The sequence below is a fragment of the Actinokineospora spheciospongiae genome, assembly GCF_000564855.1.
GTDB lineage: Bacteria > Actinomycetota > Actinomycetes > Mycobacteriales > Pseudonocardiaceae > Actinokineospora > Actinokineospora spheciospongiae.
Map to the genome: position 1 here is coordinate 1 of NZ_AYXG01000221.1, position 14,729 is coordinate 14,729.

Annotated in this window: 13 protein-coding genes; 4 read left to right on the top strand and 9 right to left on the bottom strand. The window is 72.0% G+C overall.

The window, feature by feature from the left end; all coding sequences use genetic code 11:
• On the bottom strand, window positions 1-2,868 hold a 2,868-nt coding region (locus UO65_RS27855; RefSeq protein WP_233427873.1), incomplete at its 3' end, for a glutamate synthase central domain-containing protein.
• A 510-nt stretch (window positions 2,869-3,378) separates the two neighbouring features.
• Here UO65_RS27855 and UO65_RS27860 point away from each other — a divergent pair.
• Window positions 3,379-3,846, top strand: coding sequence for an FxsA family protein (locus UO65_RS27860; RefSeq protein ID WP_035288320.1), 468 nt, complete (start codon window positions 3,379-3,381; stop codon window positions 3,844-3,846).
• Between the two features lie 70 nt (window positions 3,847-3,916).
• Window positions 3,917-4,447 (top strand): superoxide dismutase family protein, encoded by a 531-nt coding sequence (locus tag UO65_RS27865; RefSeq protein ID WP_052021885.1) that lies wholly within the window; start codon window positions 3,917-3,919, stop codon window positions 4,445-4,447.
• Between the two features lie 127 nt (window positions 4,448-4,574).
• Here UO65_RS27865 and UO65_RS33780 read toward each other — a convergent pair whose 3' ends face one another.
• The 5 genes from UO65_RS33780 to UO65_RS27890 all read right to left on the bottom strand — a co-directional run bounded on the left by UO65_RS33780 (window position 4,575) and on the right by UO65_RS27890 (window position 9,910).
• A complete protein-coding gene (locus tag UO65_RS33780) occupies window positions 4,575-5,420 on the bottom strand; it encodes an NUDIX hydrolase (protein ID WP_052021886.1) in 846 nt (281 codons plus the stop codon).
• A 4-nt stretch (window positions 5,421-5,424) separates the two neighbouring features.
• Window positions 5,425-7,935, bottom strand: a complete 2,511-nt coding sequence (locus UO65_RS27875; protein WP_035288322.1) for a DEAD/DEAH box helicase — start codon at window positions 7,933-7,935, stop codon at window positions 5,425-5,427.
• Between the two features lie 66 nt (window positions 7,936-8,001).
• Window positions 8,002-8,460 carry a hypothetical protein gene (locus UO65_RS27880; protein WP_035288323.1) on the bottom strand — a complete coding sequence of 153 codons (459 nt, stop codon included), beginning with the start codon at window positions 8,458-8,460 and terminating at the stop codon, window positions 8,002-8,004.
• A gap of 179 nt (window positions 8,461-8,639) precedes the next feature.
• On the bottom strand, window positions 8,640-9,464 hold the full coding sequence (locus UO65_RS27885) for a metallophosphoesterase family protein (protein WP_035288341.1): 825 nt from the start codon (window positions 9,462-9,464) through the stop codon (window positions 8,640-8,642).
• Window positions 9,465-9,571: 107 nt separating this feature from the next.
• Complete coding sequence (locus tag UO65_RS27890; protein WP_035288325.1) at window positions 9,572-9,910, bottom strand: winged helix-turn-helix transcriptional regulator; 339 nt, start codon at window positions 9,908-9,910, stop codon at window positions 9,572-9,574.
• Window positions 9,911-10,028: 118 nt separating this feature from the next.
• Here UO65_RS27890 and UO65_RS27895 point away from each other — a divergent pair, with 118 nt between their 5' ends.
• A complete protein-coding gene (locus UO65_RS27895; protein WP_035288327.1) occupies window positions 10,029-10,781 on the top strand; it encodes an alpha/beta fold hydrolase in 753 nt (250 codons plus the stop codon).
• Here UO65_RS27895 and UO65_RS27900 read toward each other — a convergent pair.
• The 3 genes from UO65_RS27900 to UO65_RS36300 form a co-directional block, all read right to left on the bottom strand.
• Entirely contained in the window at window positions 10,724-11,188 is a 465-nt protein-coding gene (locus UO65_RS27900) for a (2Fe-2S)-binding protein (RefSeq protein WP_035288329.1), read from the bottom strand. The genes UO65_RS27895 and UO65_RS27900 overlap by 58 nt on opposite strands.
• Window positions 11,189-11,194: 6 nt before the next feature.
• Window positions 11,195-13,393: a xanthine dehydrogenase family protein molybdopterin-binding subunit gene (locus UO65_RS27905; protein ID WP_035288331.1), complete on the bottom strand. Its 2,199-nt coding sequence runs from the start codon at window positions 13,391-13,393 to the stop codon at window positions 11,195-11,197.
• A 194-nt stretch (window positions 13,394-13,587) separates the two neighbouring features.
• Window positions 13,588-13,977 (bottom strand): ATP-binding protein, encoded by a 390-nt coding sequence (locus tag UO65_RS36300; protein ID WP_161784529.1) that lies wholly within the window; start codon window positions 13,975-13,977, stop codon window positions 13,588-13,590.
• A 205-nt stretch (window positions 13,978-14,182) separates the two neighbouring features.
• Between UO65_RS36300 and UO65_RS37040 the strand changes: the two genes are divergently transcribed.
• Complete coding sequence (locus tag UO65_RS37040; RefSeq protein ID WP_063936028.1) at window positions 14,183-14,551, top strand: STAS domain-containing protein; 369 nt, start codon at window positions 14,183-14,185, stop codon at window positions 14,549-14,551.
• Window positions 14,552-14,729 lie beyond the last annotated feature (178 nt).

Here is a 14,729-nt window from a genome sequence, read left to right on the forward strand (position 1 = left end):
CTGGATGTCGTCGGCGTTGACCAGGTACTCGCTGGTGACGCCGAAGCGGCCGGAGGCCACCTGCTTGACCGCCGAGCGGCGGGTCAGGTCGTAGAGGCGCTCGGGGTCCTCGCCGCCCTCGCCGGTGTTCGACTTGCCGCCCAGGCGGTTCATCGCGACCGCCAGCGTCTCGTGCATCTCCTTGGAGATCGAGCCGTAGGAGATCGCACCCGTGCCGAACCGCTTCACGATGGACGAGACCGGCTCGACCTCCTCGATCGGCACCGGCGGGCGCAGGCCCTCGCGGAAGGCGAACAGCCCGCGCAGCGTCTTGAGCGCCACCGACTGGTCGTCGACGAGCCGGGTGTAGTCCTTGAAGACCTCGTACTGCCCGGAGCGCGTCGAGTGCTGGAGCTTGAACACCGTCTGCGGGTTGAACAGGTGCGGCTCGCCCTCGCGGCGCCACTGGTAGTCGCCGCCGACGGTCAGCTCGCGGTGGCTGGGGTGCAGCTCGCCCGCCGGGAACGCGGTGGCGTGCCGCTGCGCGACCTCCTCGGCCAGCACGTCGAAGCCGATGCCGCCCAGCCGCGAGGTGGTGCCGGTGAAGCAGGCCGCGATGACCTCCGGGCCCAGGCCGAGCGCCTCGAAGATCTGCGCGCCGTGGTAGGAGGCCACGGTGGACACGCCCATCTTCGACATGGTCTTGCGCACGCCCTTGCCCAGCGCCTTGATCAGGTTGCGGGTCGCGGTGTGCGCGTCGGTGCCCTTGACCAGGCCCCGGTTCGCCAGGTCCTCGACCGTGGCCATCGCCAGGTACGGGTTGACCGCGGACGCGCCGTAGCCGATCAGCAGCGCCACGTGGTGCACCTCGCGGGCGTCGCCGGACTCCACCACCAGGCTGACCTGGCTGCGGGTCTTCTCCCGGACCAGGTGCTGGTGCACCGCGCCGACGAGCAGCAGCGACGGGATCGGCGCCTGGTGCTGCTGCACGCCGCGGTCGGACAGCACGATGACCTTGGCGCCGTGCCGGATCGCCCAGGACACCTCCGAGCGGATCTCGTCGAGCTGCTCGCGCAGGGCGTCGCCGCCGCCGCGCACGTCGAACCGGCCGTGGACGGTGACCGACTGGAACTCCGGCAGGTCGCCGTCGTCGTTGGCGTGCGCCAGCTTGGCCAGCTCGTCGTTGTCGATCACCGGGTAGGGCAGCGAGATGCGGCGGCAGGAGTCCGCGCCCGCGGCCAGCAGGTTCGGCTCGGCGCCGATCAGCGTGCCCAGCGAGGTCACCAGCTCCTCGCGGATGGCGTCCAGCGGCGGGTTGGTCACCTGGGCGAAGAGCTGGCTGAAGTAGTCGAACAGCGGTCGCTGCCTGCTCGACAGCGGCGCCAGCGGGGCGTCGTTGCCCATCGAGCCGATCGGCTCCGCGCCGGTGCGGGCCATCGGCTCCAGCAGCAGCGCCAGCTCCTCCTCGGTGTAGCCGAAGGCCTGCTGGCGGGTCACCAGCGACGAGTGCGTGGGCACCTCGCGCTCGCGGGCGGGCAGCGTCTCCAGCGGCAGCAGGCCCTGGCGGACCCACTCGCCGTAGGGGTGCTCCGCGGCCAGCGAGCCCTTGATCTCCTCGTCGTCGATGATCCGCCCCTCGGCGGTGTCGACGAGGAACATCCGGCCCGGCTCCAGCCGTCCCTTGCGGACGATCGTGGTCGGGTCGATGTCCAGCACGCCGACCTCCGACGCCAGCACGACCAGCCCGTCCTCGGTCACCCAGTAGCGGGCCGGGCGCAGGCCGTTGCGGTCGAGCACGGCGCCGATCTGGGTGCCGTCGGTGAACGACACCAGCGCGGGGCCGTCCCAGGGCTCCATCAGGGTGGAGTGGAACTCGTAGAACGCCCGGCGGGCCGGGTCCATCTCGGTGTGGTTCTCCCAGGCCTCCGGGATCATCATCAGCACCGCGTGCGGCAGGCTGCGCCCGCCCAGGTGCAGCAGCTCCAGCACCTCGTCGAAGGAGGCGGAGTCGCTGGCGCCGCGGGTGATGACCGGGAAGATCCGCTTGAGGTCGCCGGGCACCAGGTCGCTGGCGAGCATCGACTCGCGGGCGTCCATCCAGTTCCGGTTGCCGCGCAGGGTGTTGATCTCGCCGTTGTGCGCCACGTACCGGTACGGGTGCGCCAGCGGCCAGGCCGGGAAGGTGTTGGTGGAGAACCGGGAGTGCACCAGGCCGATGGAGCTGGTGACCCGCTCGTCGGACAGGTCCGGGAAGAACGCCTCGACCTGGGGCTCGGTCAGCATTCCCTTGTAGACGATCGTGCGCGCGGAGAGACTGGCGAAGTACACACCGTGGTCGACCCCGGCGTGCTCGGCGCGCTTGCGCACGCAGAAGGCCAGGCGCTCCAGCGCCATCCCGGCGCAGCCGTCCGCGGCGGCCAGGAACAACTGGGCGAAGGCGGGCATGACCGCCCGCGCGGTGGCCCCGGTGTGCTCGGGCACGACCGGCAGTTCGCGCCAGCCCAGGACGACGGCGCCCTCTTCCCGCGCCACCGCCTCGATCCCGGCGACGGCCTCGGCGCGCGCGCCGGGGTCGGTGGGCAGGAACGCGGTGCCCACGGCGTAGGCGCCGGGCTCGGGCAGCGCGAAGTCCACGACGTCGCGGTAGAACGCGTCCGGGACCTGGATCAGGATTCCGGCCCCGTCACCGGTGTCGGGTTCGGCGCCTCTGGCACCGCGGTGCTCCAGGTTGCGCAGGGCGACGAGAGCTTTCGCCACGATCGCGTGGTCCCTGCGGCCTGCGAGGTCGGCCACGAAGGCGACGCCGCAGGCGTCGTGCTCGAAGTTCTCGTCGTAGAGACCACCGCGGAGGTGGTCTTGGCGGGTCGTCACAGCTAGCGGCCCTCCCATGGTCTGGAGCGCACACGCGGTCGCTCGAGCAGGCGGGAAGGCCGGATGAGCACCTTCACCGGCGACTCGGCCCGGTGTCGCGGTCGGTGAAGTCCCGGCGACGGGTTCGCCCGGGCTCGGGCGGTGGAGCGCACCTCATCGTGCGGGAGTGGGTGAAGCACCGCGCTGTGCTTCGGGTGTGGTGCAGGTCCCAGCGTGTGCTGGATGCCGATCGCGGGCGGCGGCACCGGTGTCCGGTGCGGGCGGGGCCGTCGCCGAGCGTAGCGTCGGGCCCGGGGTCATCCGGGCGTTCTCATGACAATAGTGTGAACTCGGCGTTATCGGGATACACCGTTTGGCCCCCGTGGGAAACGCCACGTGGCCTTGACGTGCTCCCCGATCGGGTGATTTTGCCGCTGACCTGGCGTTTTCCGGTGTCGGGAGCGTTTCCGAGCCCTCGTGCGTTGTAGAGACATCCGACCAACAAAGCGGTACAGGACCCCACCGGGTGCTGACAGAGGAGCCCACGCCGTGCCCATCCTGTTCATCATGTTCCTCGCTGTCGTAGCGGAGTTCACCGTCGTGGTCACCGTGGGTGGCCTCCTCGGTGTGCTGCCGACGATCTTGTTGCTGGTGGCCGGAACCGTGCTCGGCGGTGCCCTGCTGCGCCGCGAGGGCCGCAAGACCCTGGCGGCCCTGCAGGAGTCGGTCCTGCTGCGCAGGCCCCCGCAGAAGGAACTGGTCGACGGGGTGTTGATCGCCGCCGCGGGCGTGCTGGTGTTCCTGCCCGGCTTCATCAGCGACGTCCTGGGCCTCCTCCTGTTGCTGCCGCCCACGCGCGCGGTGGTGCGCGGCTGGGCGCTGCGCCGCGCCGACCGCGCCGGGACCCGGCCATTCGTCGTGGACTCGCAGGTGGTCGATTCGGTGGTCGTGGAGCCGGACCGGGCGCACCGCGATGCGCCGGAGGTGATCGTCATCCCGCCGCGTCGGAGTGAGTGATCGCACTCGATGAGGTGAACCACCGGGGGTGTCCGGTTGGGAGGGACGCCGGGGTGGAATTGTTCCCCACATGCATGTTGTCGGCGCCCTCTTCCTGCTGCTGTTGTCTCCCGCGGCGCAGTTCTCCCCGACCGGTCCGCTGTACACCTACGACGCCGCCGCGGTTCCCGCCGGCGCGTCCGCGATCGCTGTACCGATCGAGGCAGGCGGCCCCCTGGACGCCGTCCCGGTCGAATCGGGACGCCGGACGGTGGTGCTGCTGCGGGTGCGCGGCCTGCTGCCCGCCCACCACTACGGCGCGCACGTGCACACCGGCAACTGCGGTGCGGACCCCGCCGCTGCGGGTCCGCACACCCAGAACCGGGCCGACCCCGTGCAGCCCTCGGTCGACCCGGCCTACGCCAACCCGGAGAACGAGGTGTGGCTCGACTTCACCACCGACGTGGGCGGCAACGCCATCACCAGCGCCGAGGTGGACTGGTCGCTGTCCTCGCGCCTGGCGAACTCGGTGGTGCTGCACGCCCAGCACACCCACACCGAGCCCGGCCAGGCGGGCACGGCCGGTGCGCGCCTCGCCTGCCTGCCGCTGACCCGCCAGTAGTCGGACGGGTTCTCGCCGAGAGTCGTCAAGTGGGCACCCGCCGTCGCTGAACCGGTGCAGTGCGTTCCTGCGCGGGAAAGCGTTCGCGCCGAACGGGTCCGGTGCGCAGCGAGGTCGGGGCGGGCGGTCAGCCCAAGCGGTCGAGCAGCCAGCGGGGGCCGAGGACGTCGGCCCCCTCCGCCGCGCAGCGGGCCCGCAGTTCCCGGTCGGCGGTCACCACGAAGCACGGCCCGCCCGCGTGCGCCCGCACCTGCTCGACGATCGTGTCGTCGCCCTCGCCGGGGGAGTCGACCACGGTGACCCCGTCGACCGACCCGATGCCGCGGGCGCGGCCCTCGACCACCAGGACCGCCTCCGGGTACGCGGTGTCCAGGCCCGCGAAGTCGGCCACGCCCGCGCGCACCACCTCGGCCAGCCCGTCGCGCAGCCGGGTGGCGGCGCCCGCGCGGTCGCGCCACCAGCCGTCCGGGCGCGACCCCATGACGTTGGCGCAGTCGACGACGATCACGGGCAGGGTCAACTTGTCCATGAGTTCCGTCCAGCTCGCGGCGAAGGGGGCGAACAGCTTCCGCGCGGTGACCTCGGGCACCGGCACCCAGGCGGCGGCCCTCGTCTCGTTCGACCCGGGGCGCACCCGCGGCATCGCCGAGGCCACCGCCAGCACCGTCGTGTAGGCCCACCCGCCGTGGTCGACCACCCGCGTCCCGAACGGCCGCACCAGGTCCAGGTCGAGGGTGCTCTCCTCCGCGGTCTCCCGCAGCGCCGCGGTCACCGCGTCCTCGTGGCTGTCCCGCGCGCCGCCGAAGACCCCCCACGTGCCGCCGCCGGGGGTCCACAGGGCGCGTTGCTGCAACAGCACGTGCGCCCCACCCCCGTCGGGTCGGTGGACCGGCAGCAGACCCGCCGCGCCGTGGCGGCCCCAGTGCGCGTGCCCGAGGCCGCAGCGGACCACGCGGTCGCCGTCGCCGCGCACGGGCCTACAGCTCGCCCGCGGCGGTGATGTGGAGCACCGCCGTGCCCGCCTCGTCGGAGGCGGCGAGGTCGACCTCGGCGGTGAAGCCCCAGTCGTGGTCGCCGTTCGGGTCGTCGAAGACCTGCCGGACCAACCAGCGCTCCGGCTCGACCTCGATCGCCAGCAGCCCGGGGCCCCGCGCGTCCGGGCCCACCGAGATCTGGCTGTGCACCTCGAAGTACGGGGAGACCGCGTCCTCCCACGCCTCGGCGTCCCACCCGGTGTCGCCGTCGAGCTGCCCCAGGCCGTACCAGTCGCGCCGGGCGGCGAGCTGCACCCGCTGGAACAGCGCGTTGCGCACCAGCACCCGGAACGCCCTCGGGTTGGCGGTGATCGCGGGCGGGGTGTCGTCCACCGGCGCCTCGGGGTCCCCGTCGGGGTTGTCGCTGGGGTTGCTCAGCTTCTCCCACTCGTCGAGCAGGCTGGAGTCGACCTGGCGGACCAGCTCGCCGAGCCATTCGACCAGGTCGGTCAGCTCCTCGGTCTTCATCTCGTCCGGCACCGTCTGGCGCACCGCCCGGTAGGCGTCGGCCAGGTACCGCAGCACCAGCCCCTCGGACCGGGCGAGCTGGTAGAACGAGACGTACTCGGTGAAGGTCATCGCGCGCTCGAACATGTCGCGCACCACCGACTTCGGCGACAGCCGGTGGTCGCCGACCCACGGGTGCCCGCGCCGGTAGGTCTCGAACGCCGCGCCGAGCAGCTCGGCCAGCGGCTTGGGGTGGGTGACCTGCTCCAGCAGCTCCATCCGCTGGTCGTACTCGATGCCCTCGGACTTCATCGCCTGCACGGCCTCGCCGCGCGCCTTGTGCTGCTGCGCCGAGAGCACCTGCCTCGGGTCGTCCAGTGTGGACTCCACCACCGACAGCACGTCCAGGGCGTAGCCGGGCGCCTCCCGGTCCAGCAGCTCGAAGGCGGCCAGCGCGAACGGCGACAGCGGCTGGTTGAGCGCGAAGTCCAGTTGCAGGTCCATCGTCAGCCGCACCCGGCGGCCCTGCTCGTCGGGCTCGGGCAGCTCCTCGACCACACCGGACTCGCGCAGGCCGCGGTAGATGGCGATGGCCCGCAGGATGTGCCTGCGCTGCGCGGCCCGGTCCTCGTGGTTGTCCTCCAGCAGGTGCCGCATCGCGGCGAACGCGTCGCCGGGACGGCCGATCACGTTGAGCAGCATGGAGTGGCTGACCTTGAAGCTCGACGTCAGCGGCTCCGGCTCGGCCGCCACCAGCCGCTCGAACGTCGGCAGCCCCCAGGAGACCATGCCCTCCGGCGGCTTCTTGCGGACGAACTTGCGCCGCTTCTTCGGGTCGTCGCCGATCTTGGCCAGCGACTTCTCGTTCTCGATCACGTGCTCGGGCGCCTGCACCAGCACGGTGCCCAGGGTGTCGAAGCCCGCCCGGCCCGCCCGGCCCGCGATCTGGTGGAACTCGCGCGCCTTGAGCAGCCGGGTGCGCACCCCGTCGTACTTCGACAGCGAGGTGAACACCACCGTGCGGATCGGCACGTTGATGCCCACGCCCAGGGTGTCGGTGCCGCACACGATCTTCATCAGCCCGGCCTGGGCCAACCGCTCCACCAGCCGCCGGTACTTGGGCAGCATCCCCGCGTGGTGCACGCCGATGCCGTGGCGCACCAACCGCGACAGGGTCTTGCCGAAGCCGGAGGAGAACCGGAAGTTCCCGATCAGCTTGGCGATCGCGTCCTTCTCCTCGCGGGTGCACACGTTCACGCTCATCAGCGCCTGCGCCCGCTCCAGCGCGGCGGCCTGGGTGAAGTGCACGACGTATACCGGCGACTGGTTCGTGGAGAGCAGTTCCTCCAGCGCCTCGGTCAGCGGGGTCATGCCGAAGGAGTAGAACAGCGGCACCGGGCGCTCGGCGGAGGTGACCACCGCGGTCGGGCGGCCGGTGCGCCGGGTCAGGTCCTCCTCGAACCGGCTGACGTCACCCAGGGTCGCCGACATCAGGACGAACTGCGCCCCGGGCAGCTCGATGATCGGCACCTGCCAGGCCCAGCCGCGGTCGGGCTCGGCGTAGAAGTGGAACTCATCCATCACCACCTGGCCCACGTCGGCCTCGGCGCCGTCGCGCAGGGCGATGTTGGCCAGGATCTCCGCGGTGCAGCAGATGATCGGCGCCCCGCCGTTGACGCTGGAGTCACCGGTCATCATGCCGACGTTCTCCGCGCCGAAGGTCTCGATCAGCGCGAAGAACTTCTCCGAGACCAGCGCCTTGATCGGCGCGGTGTAGAAGGTGCGCCGCCCCTCGGCCAGCGCGGTGAAGTGCGCGCCCGTGGCCACCAGGCTCTTGCCCGAACCGGTGGGCGTGTTGAGGATGACGTTGGCCCCCGACACGATCTCGAGCAGCGCCTCCTCCTGCGCGGGGTAGAGGCTCAGCCCCTGCTCGCCCGCCCACTCGGAGAAGGCGTCGAACAGGCTGTCTGGGTCGGGGGAGGCGGGAATCCGCGCGGTCAGCGTCATGGTGAGCCGATCGTGCCAGACGGTCCGCCGGGTCCGCCCGTCACGTCACCGGGCTTCGCGCCCCGGTCAGAAGCGGTGGCCGTAGAGGACGCTGCGGACGGCGCCGATCACCGAGCCCGCCTGTGGCAGCACCGCGTGCTCCGGGGTGGGCGCGGTGACCCAGTGGGTGACCTCCTCCGGGGTCTGCTCGGTGGGCAGCAGCACCAGGGCCTCGACCGACTCCACCCCGGGCGGCAGCGGGCGGCGGGCGCCGTCGGGGGCGGGTTGCACCAGGAACGTCCACTCGGTGCGCTTGGCCGGGGTGGCCAGCACCGGTCCGGCCAGCATCCGCAGCCGCAGCCACCACTGCACCTCCGCGCCCAGCCCGGCGCGCATCCGCAGCCCGCACACGTCGCGGCCGAGTTCGAGGTAGACGCCGAACCGGTCGCCGTCGGCGGGCCAGCCCAGGCCCCGCCGGTAGTCGTGCACGTCGAACGCCGGGGTGCCCCCGCCGGTCAGGGTTGTGGACAGCTCCGCCGCGGTCATGGCCCGCCACCTCTCGCACAGGGTGACCGGGGGAGCCCAGACCCCGGGATGGGCTGGGCGGCCGGTCGACCGATGCACAGAGGATGGCCGGGATTGATCACCGCGGTGACATCCCACCTGGGCATAACATGGCGTGATGGCAACCACATTGACAGGGGTTGCCGCAGGTCAGGCCGGGTTCACACCCGTGACGGGGTGGGAAGTATCCGGCGCAGCACGCCGTGCGGGTGGCCGTGCCTGCGCCACTCGCGCGGGTAGCCGAGCGAGACCTCCTGGAACTTGACGCCGTCGTGGTGGGTGATCCGTGGGATGTGCAGGTGCCCGTAGATCATCCCGGCGGTGTTGAACCGGGTGTGCCAGTCGGCGGTCAGCTCGGTCCCGCACCACTGCGCGAACTCCGGGTAGTGCAGGACCCGGGTGGGCTCGCGGACGAGGGGGTAGTGGTTGACGAACAGGAACGGGACCGACTGGTCGCAGCCCAGCAGCCTGCGCTCGGTCTCCGCCACCCGCGCCCGGCACCAGTCGTCGCGGCTCGGGTACGGGTCGTGGTGCAGGTAGTACTCGTCGGTGCAGACCACGCCGGTGTTGTGGGCGTAGGCCAGCGACTCCTCCTTGGTGGACGTGCCCGGCGCGCACCAGGTGTAGTCGTAGCCGAGGAACAGCGGGGTGATCCGGACCGGGCCGCCCTCGCCGGTCCAGACCGGGTACTCGTCCTCCGGGCTGACCACGCCCAACTCCCGGCACAGCGCCACCAGCGCCTCGTACCGGGCCACCCCGCGCGCCTGCACCGGGTCGTCCTTCATCGTCCACAGCTCGTGGTTGCCCGGCACCCAGACGACCTTGGCGAACCGCTCGGCGAGCAGCCCGAGCGCCCACCGCACGTCGGCGACGGTCTCGGCCACGTCACCGGCCACGATCAGCCAGTCGTCGGGGGAGTCGGGTCGCAGTCCGCGCACGATCTCGCGGTTCTCCTCGTAGGAGATGTGCAGATCGCTGATCGCCATGAGGGTGCCCACCGACCGATCTTCGCATCCCGCCGCCCGTCCCCGCTGTGGTGGGGGACACCCGGGCCGCGTTCGGGAAGCGCGGCGCCCGCCCGGGCTGCCGGGAACTAGCGGTTGTTGTAGGCCGAGCGGGCGGCGTCGATGTGCGGCAGGTGCGCGATGCTCCACTCGAGCAGCGGTGCGGTGGCCTCGCGCAGGGTCCGGCCCATCGCGGTCAGCTCGTAGCTGACGTGCGGCGGCATGACCTCGCGGACCGTGCGCGTCAGGAGCCCGTCGCGCTCCAGGTCGCGCAGCGTCACGGTGAGCATGCGCTGGCTGATGCCGTCGACGGCCCGCTTCAGCTCGGTGAAGCGCTTCGGCCCGTCCTTGAGGGTGCGCACGACCAGCAGCGCCCACTTGTCCCCGACGATCCCGAGCACCTCGCGGGCCTGGCACGGGTCCTGCACGGTTACCTCCTGGGAACCGAGGCACTTGAAAGTGCCGTATTGCCCGGTTCGCGTCGCGGGGATGACGATGTCCTCGGTTACCGAATGGTACCGAGGCACGAAGGAGAACCGCATTCCCATGGGCACATTTCTGCTGGTGCACGGCGCCTGGCACAGCGGGCGGAGCTGGGACCGGGTGGTCCCGCTGCTGGAATCGGCCGGGCACCGGGTGTTCGCGCCGTCGCTGACCGGGTACGGCGACAAGGCGCACCTGCTGGGTCCTGAGGTCGGGCTCGGCACCCACGTCGACGACGTCGTGGGGTTGGTCGAGCGCGAACGCTTGGACGACGTCGTGCTCGTCGGGCACAGCTACGCCGGGATGGTCATCTCCGGGGTGGCCGACCGGGTGCCGGAGCGGATCGCGCACCTGGTGTTCCTGGACGCGATGGTGCCCGAGGACGGTGAGGCGGCGGTGGACGTGCTGCCGATCACCGAGCAACTGATCGCCGGTGCTGTGGACGGGTGGCGGGTTCCGCCGATGCCGGAGCAGCCCGCGCCGCTCGGGTTGTTCGGGGTCACCGATCCTGATGACGTCGCGTGGTTGCGGTCGATGTTGTCGGATCAGCCGGTGCGGTGCCTGCGGGAGCCGGTTCGGATGGGCGATCCGGCTGGGCGGACGATTCCTCGGACGCATGTGCACTGCGTGGGGGGTCGACCGGAGGGCATCGTCCGGCGGCCGGTTCCGGTGGGGGAGCGGGTGCGGGAGCTGCCGACCGGGCACGACTGCATGATCACGATGCCTGGTGAGCTGGTCGGGTTGCTGCTCGAGGCGGCTCAGGCGCCGCGCATCAGTTCGGCGGCTCGTTTGATCGCCTGGCGGACCCGGAAGTAAGAGCCGCAGCGGCAGACGTTCTCGATCGCGTCGATGTCGGCGTCGGTGGGGGTGGGGGTGCGGCGGAGGAGGGCGACCGCGGCCATGATCTGGCCGGGTTGGCAGTAGCCGCACTGGGCGACGTCCTGTTCCAGCCAGGCCTGCTGGACCGGGTGCAGCAGCTCGCCGTCGGCCAGGCCCTCGATGGTGGTGACCGAGCGGCCCGCGACCTCGGAGACGGGGGTGACGCAGGGGTTGAACGCCTCGCCGTCGAGGTGGCTGGTGCAGGCCTTGCAGACGTCGATGCCGCAGCCGTACTTCGGGCCGGTGACGCCGAGCTTGTCGCGCAGGGCCCAGAGGGTGGGCAGGTCGGCGGGGGCTTCGACGGTGACCGTCTTGCCGTTGACCGTGAAGGTGTGCTGGGGCATGGCGGCCTACCTCGGGAACGGGTCGAAGTCGACGGGGAAGTTCAGCGGGAACCGGCGGGGTTTGCGGCCGGTGGCCCGCGCGTAGGCGTTGGCGATCGCCCCCACCGCGGCGGGGACGCCCAGTTCGCCCGCGCCGCCGGGGGTGCCGGTGGTGGGCATGGTGAAGATGCGGACGTCGGTGGGGGAGTCCTTCTGGCGGGCGTAGTGGAACTGCGAGTAGCTGCCCTCCAGGGGCAGGCCCCGGTCGATGTGCAGGCCCGCGCGCAGCGTGGTGGAGATGCCGTCGGTGAGGGCGCCCAGCAGTTGCGACTCCAGGCCGCGCGGGTTGATCACCCGGCCGGTGTCCACGGCGATGGTCGCCCGCACCACCCGGGGGTCGGCCGGGTCGCGGGCGTCGAGTTCCACCAGGTAGACCACGCAGGACTTGTACTCCTCGTGGAAGGCGATGCCCTGGGCGAACCCGGCGGGCATCGCCCGGCCCCACTGGCCCTCGGTGGCGGCCTTGGCGAGCACGGCGCGCTGCCGGTCGGTCTTGAGGAATTCCCGGCGGAAGGCCACCGGGTCGCGGCCCATCGAGCGGGCGAGTTCGTCGACGACGATCTCCTCGGCGCCGCGGGTGTTGGCGGAGTAGACCGACCGCCAGCTCCCGGTGTGCATCTTGAGCGGGACCTCGGTCAGCGACTGGCCGGTGAGCCCCAGGTTGTACGGGGACTTGATCGTGGTCAGGAAGACGACCTGGGCGAAGACCAGGCCGCCCGCGACCGGTAGCTGCGCGGCCTCGGCGGTGATCGCGTCGCCCACCCCGTGGCCGAAGTCGGTCTCCACACCGGCCACGCGGTGCTCGAAGCTGACGACGTTGCCCAGCGCGTGCACGGCGCGGATCTTGTGGTGGCTGGCGGCGCGGGCCCGGCCGTGGCGCATGTCGTCGACCCGCGACCACATCAGCTTCACCGGCCTGCCCACCGCCCTGGAGACCAGGGCGGCCTCCAGCGCGGCGTCGGCGAAGAGCCTGCGGCCGAAGGAGCCGCCGCCCTGGGTCACGTGCACGGTGACCTTGTCCACCGGCAGCCCGAGGGCCTTGGCGATGCCCTCCTGGGCGTTGATCGGCGACTTGAGCCCGGCCCACACCTCGGCCCGGTCGGCGCGCACGTCGGCGACGGCGGAGTTGGTCTCCATCGGGGCGTGGCTGACGAAGGCGAAGTCGAACTCCGCGTCGACCGCACGACCCAGCAGCGGCGGTCCGCCGAACCCCGGCGCGGCGGCGCGCAGCTTCGCCGTGATCGTGTCGTCGGACTCGTCGTCGACCGTGCCGCCGTTCCAGGTGACGGCCAGCGCCTCCTTGGCGTCGAGCGCCTGGCCGAAGGTCTCCGCGACCACGGCCACGCCGGTGGGGATCACCGCCAGGGCGAGCACACCGGGCATGGCGCGCACGACGGCCTCGTTGTCCACCGAGCGGACCGTGCCGTTGATCGTGGGCGCCCGGCGCACCATCGTCGGCAGCGCGCCGGGCACGTCGAGGTCGAGGGTGTAGCGCTGCTTGCCGGTGACCATCGCCCGCGCGTCGATCCGGGAGGTGGGGGTGCCCACGACGGTGAAGTCGCGCTCGGGCTTGGGGGTGACCAGGCCGACGAACAGCTTCGGGTCCGCCGCGGCGGCGGCCAGGTCGCCGTAGCGGGCGGCGCGGCCGTCGGTGGCGGTGATGACGCCCGCACGGGTGGTGAGCGCGCCGGTCGGCACCCGCAGCCGCGCCGCCGCCGCGGCCAGGAGCCGGGCCCTGGCCAGGGCGGCGGCGTTGCGGATCGGGCCGTAGACCGAGCGGATGGTGTTGGAGCTGCCGGTGAGCTGGTTGAACAGCAGCTCCGGCCGGGCGTCGTCGAGTTCCACCCGGACCCGCTCGACCGGCAGGTCCAGCTCCTCGGCGACCAGCATGGCGGCGGCGGTGGTGATGCCCTGGCCGACCTCGGCGCGCGGCAGCCGCAGCGTGGCCGTGCCGTCGGGGTCGACCCGCAGGACCAGCATGTGCGCGGTCGGGGTGCCCGCCAGGATCAGCACGTCGCCCAGGTCCAGGATGTCGGCCGGGGCGGGCAGGGAGGGGAGGACGGCGTCCGCGGTGGGGGTGTCCAGCAGGTTGCCCGCCACGGTGAGCGTGGGGGCGGCCACCAGCAGGGTGAGCACGGTCCGCCTGCCGATCCGCGAGCTGGTCATCAGCGCCTCCTCGAACCGGGACCGGATGACGACCCTATGTGGGCGAAGCGGCCGAGGGCAACGGTGCGTAGTCACCTGGGCGACTTCTGCTCACTCTGTGCGGCACCCGTGCGCCCGATTGTGTGTACAACCACACTCTCTGCGGCCGGACGGCCCAGGGCGCGCGCGGTGTGCGGCGGCGGCGCGGGGGCCGATCAGCTCGCGTTGCGCTTCAGGATCTCCACGTGCAGGGGGTGGTCCTCACCGTCGCCGAGCCAGGCGCGCGCCTCGTCGGTCAGGGTGCGCAGGACGTGCCAGCCGAAGGAGTCCGCAGAGGGCAGCCTGCCGTCCTTCGACGGCGCCGCCGCGCTCACCCGGATACCCGCGGCGGTGGAGTGGAACGCGCAGGTCAACTGGGCGCCCGGCCGGGCAAGGGCGATCACCTGCGAGCACACCTCGTCCACCGCCAGGCGCAGGTCGGCGATCGCGTCGACGGTCAGGTCCGCCCCCATCGCCACGGTCGCGGCGACCCCGCGCACCACCGGCAGGCTGCCGAACTCGGCGGGCAACCGCAGTTCCACCCGGTTGTGCGCTGTCTCCGACACAGTCATGCTCCTCAGTCCCCCGCTCAGCACGGCGGCCATCCCTCCCGGCGGACGCACGCCCCGGCTGGCTACCCCGGGCGATCACGTTCGACACGCCTTTCCAGGGCTCGGTTCGGCGGACCCCGCCCGGTCCCGACTAATATCGCCGCGGGACGTTGAGCAGCCAGCGGCCCTCGTCCCCATGCTCCGTTCCGGAAGGGCTGCCATGAGTACGTCCGAGATGTTGACGGTCGAAGCGGGCGACAACGCCGAGGCCATCCTGTTGCGCGTGCGCGGTGAGATCGACATGGGCACCGCCCCCATCCTGCGCCGCGGCCTCGACGACGCCGCCGCCCGCCGCACCGACGAGCGCCCCGTGGTGCTCGACCTCAGCGGGGTCGGCTTCCTCGCCTCCGCCGGGCTCGCCCTGCTGGTGGAGTACCACCGCACCCTGCTCGACCGGGGCGCGGCGCTGCGGGTGGTCAGCAACGGCGGGCCGGTGCTGCGCGCCATCCAGGTCAGCTCCCTGGACAAGGTCCTCACCGTCTACCCCTCCGCTGAGGCCGCCCTGGCCGCGGACCACGCCTCCGGCTGAGCGGGCTCAAGCTCGGGGGTTTGGAGGCCTGCCGTGCCTGTGTCCTGTGAAGCGCCGAGGCTTGTGGTGGTGCCGGGTAGATGTGTTTCGCCGCGCGCTTCGGCTCAGGCCCGGTCTTTTGGTGTGTGGTGCCCGGCTGGGTGGATGTGTTTGGCCGGGGCCCCTATGGCGATCATGT

Coding starts and splice junctions, on each gene's coding strand:
- UO65_RS27865 (WP_052021885.1), top strand. CDS start 3,917: ATGCATGTTGTCGGCGCCCTCTTCCTGCTGCTGTTGTCTCCCGCGGCG.
- UO65_RS27875 (WP_035288322.1), bottom strand. CDS start 7,935: ATGACGCTGACCGCGCGGATTCCCGCCTCCCCCGACCCAGACAGCCTG.
- UO65_RS27880 (WP_035288323.1), bottom strand. CDS start 8,460: ATGACCGCGGCGGAGCTGTCCACAACCCTGACCGGCGGGGGCACCCCG.
- UO65_RS27885 (WP_035288341.1), bottom strand. CDS start 9,464: ATGGCGATCAGCGATCTGCACATCTCCTACGAGGAGAACCGCGAGATC.
- UO65_RS27895 (WP_035288327.1), top strand. CDS start 10,029: ATGGGCACATTTCTGCTGGTGCACGGCGCCTGGCACAGCGGGCGGAGC.
- UO65_RS27900 (WP_035288329.1), bottom strand. CDS start 11,188: ATGCCCCAGCACACCTTCACGGTCAACGGCAAGACGGTCACCGTCGAA.
- UO65_RS27905 (WP_035288331.1), bottom strand. CDS start 13,393: ATGACCAGCTCGCGGATCGGCAGGCGGACCGTGCTCACCCTGCTGGTG.
- UO65_RS37040 (WP_063936028.1), top strand. CDS start 14,183: ATGAGTACGTCCGAGATGTTGACGGTCGAAGCGGGCGACAACGCCGAG.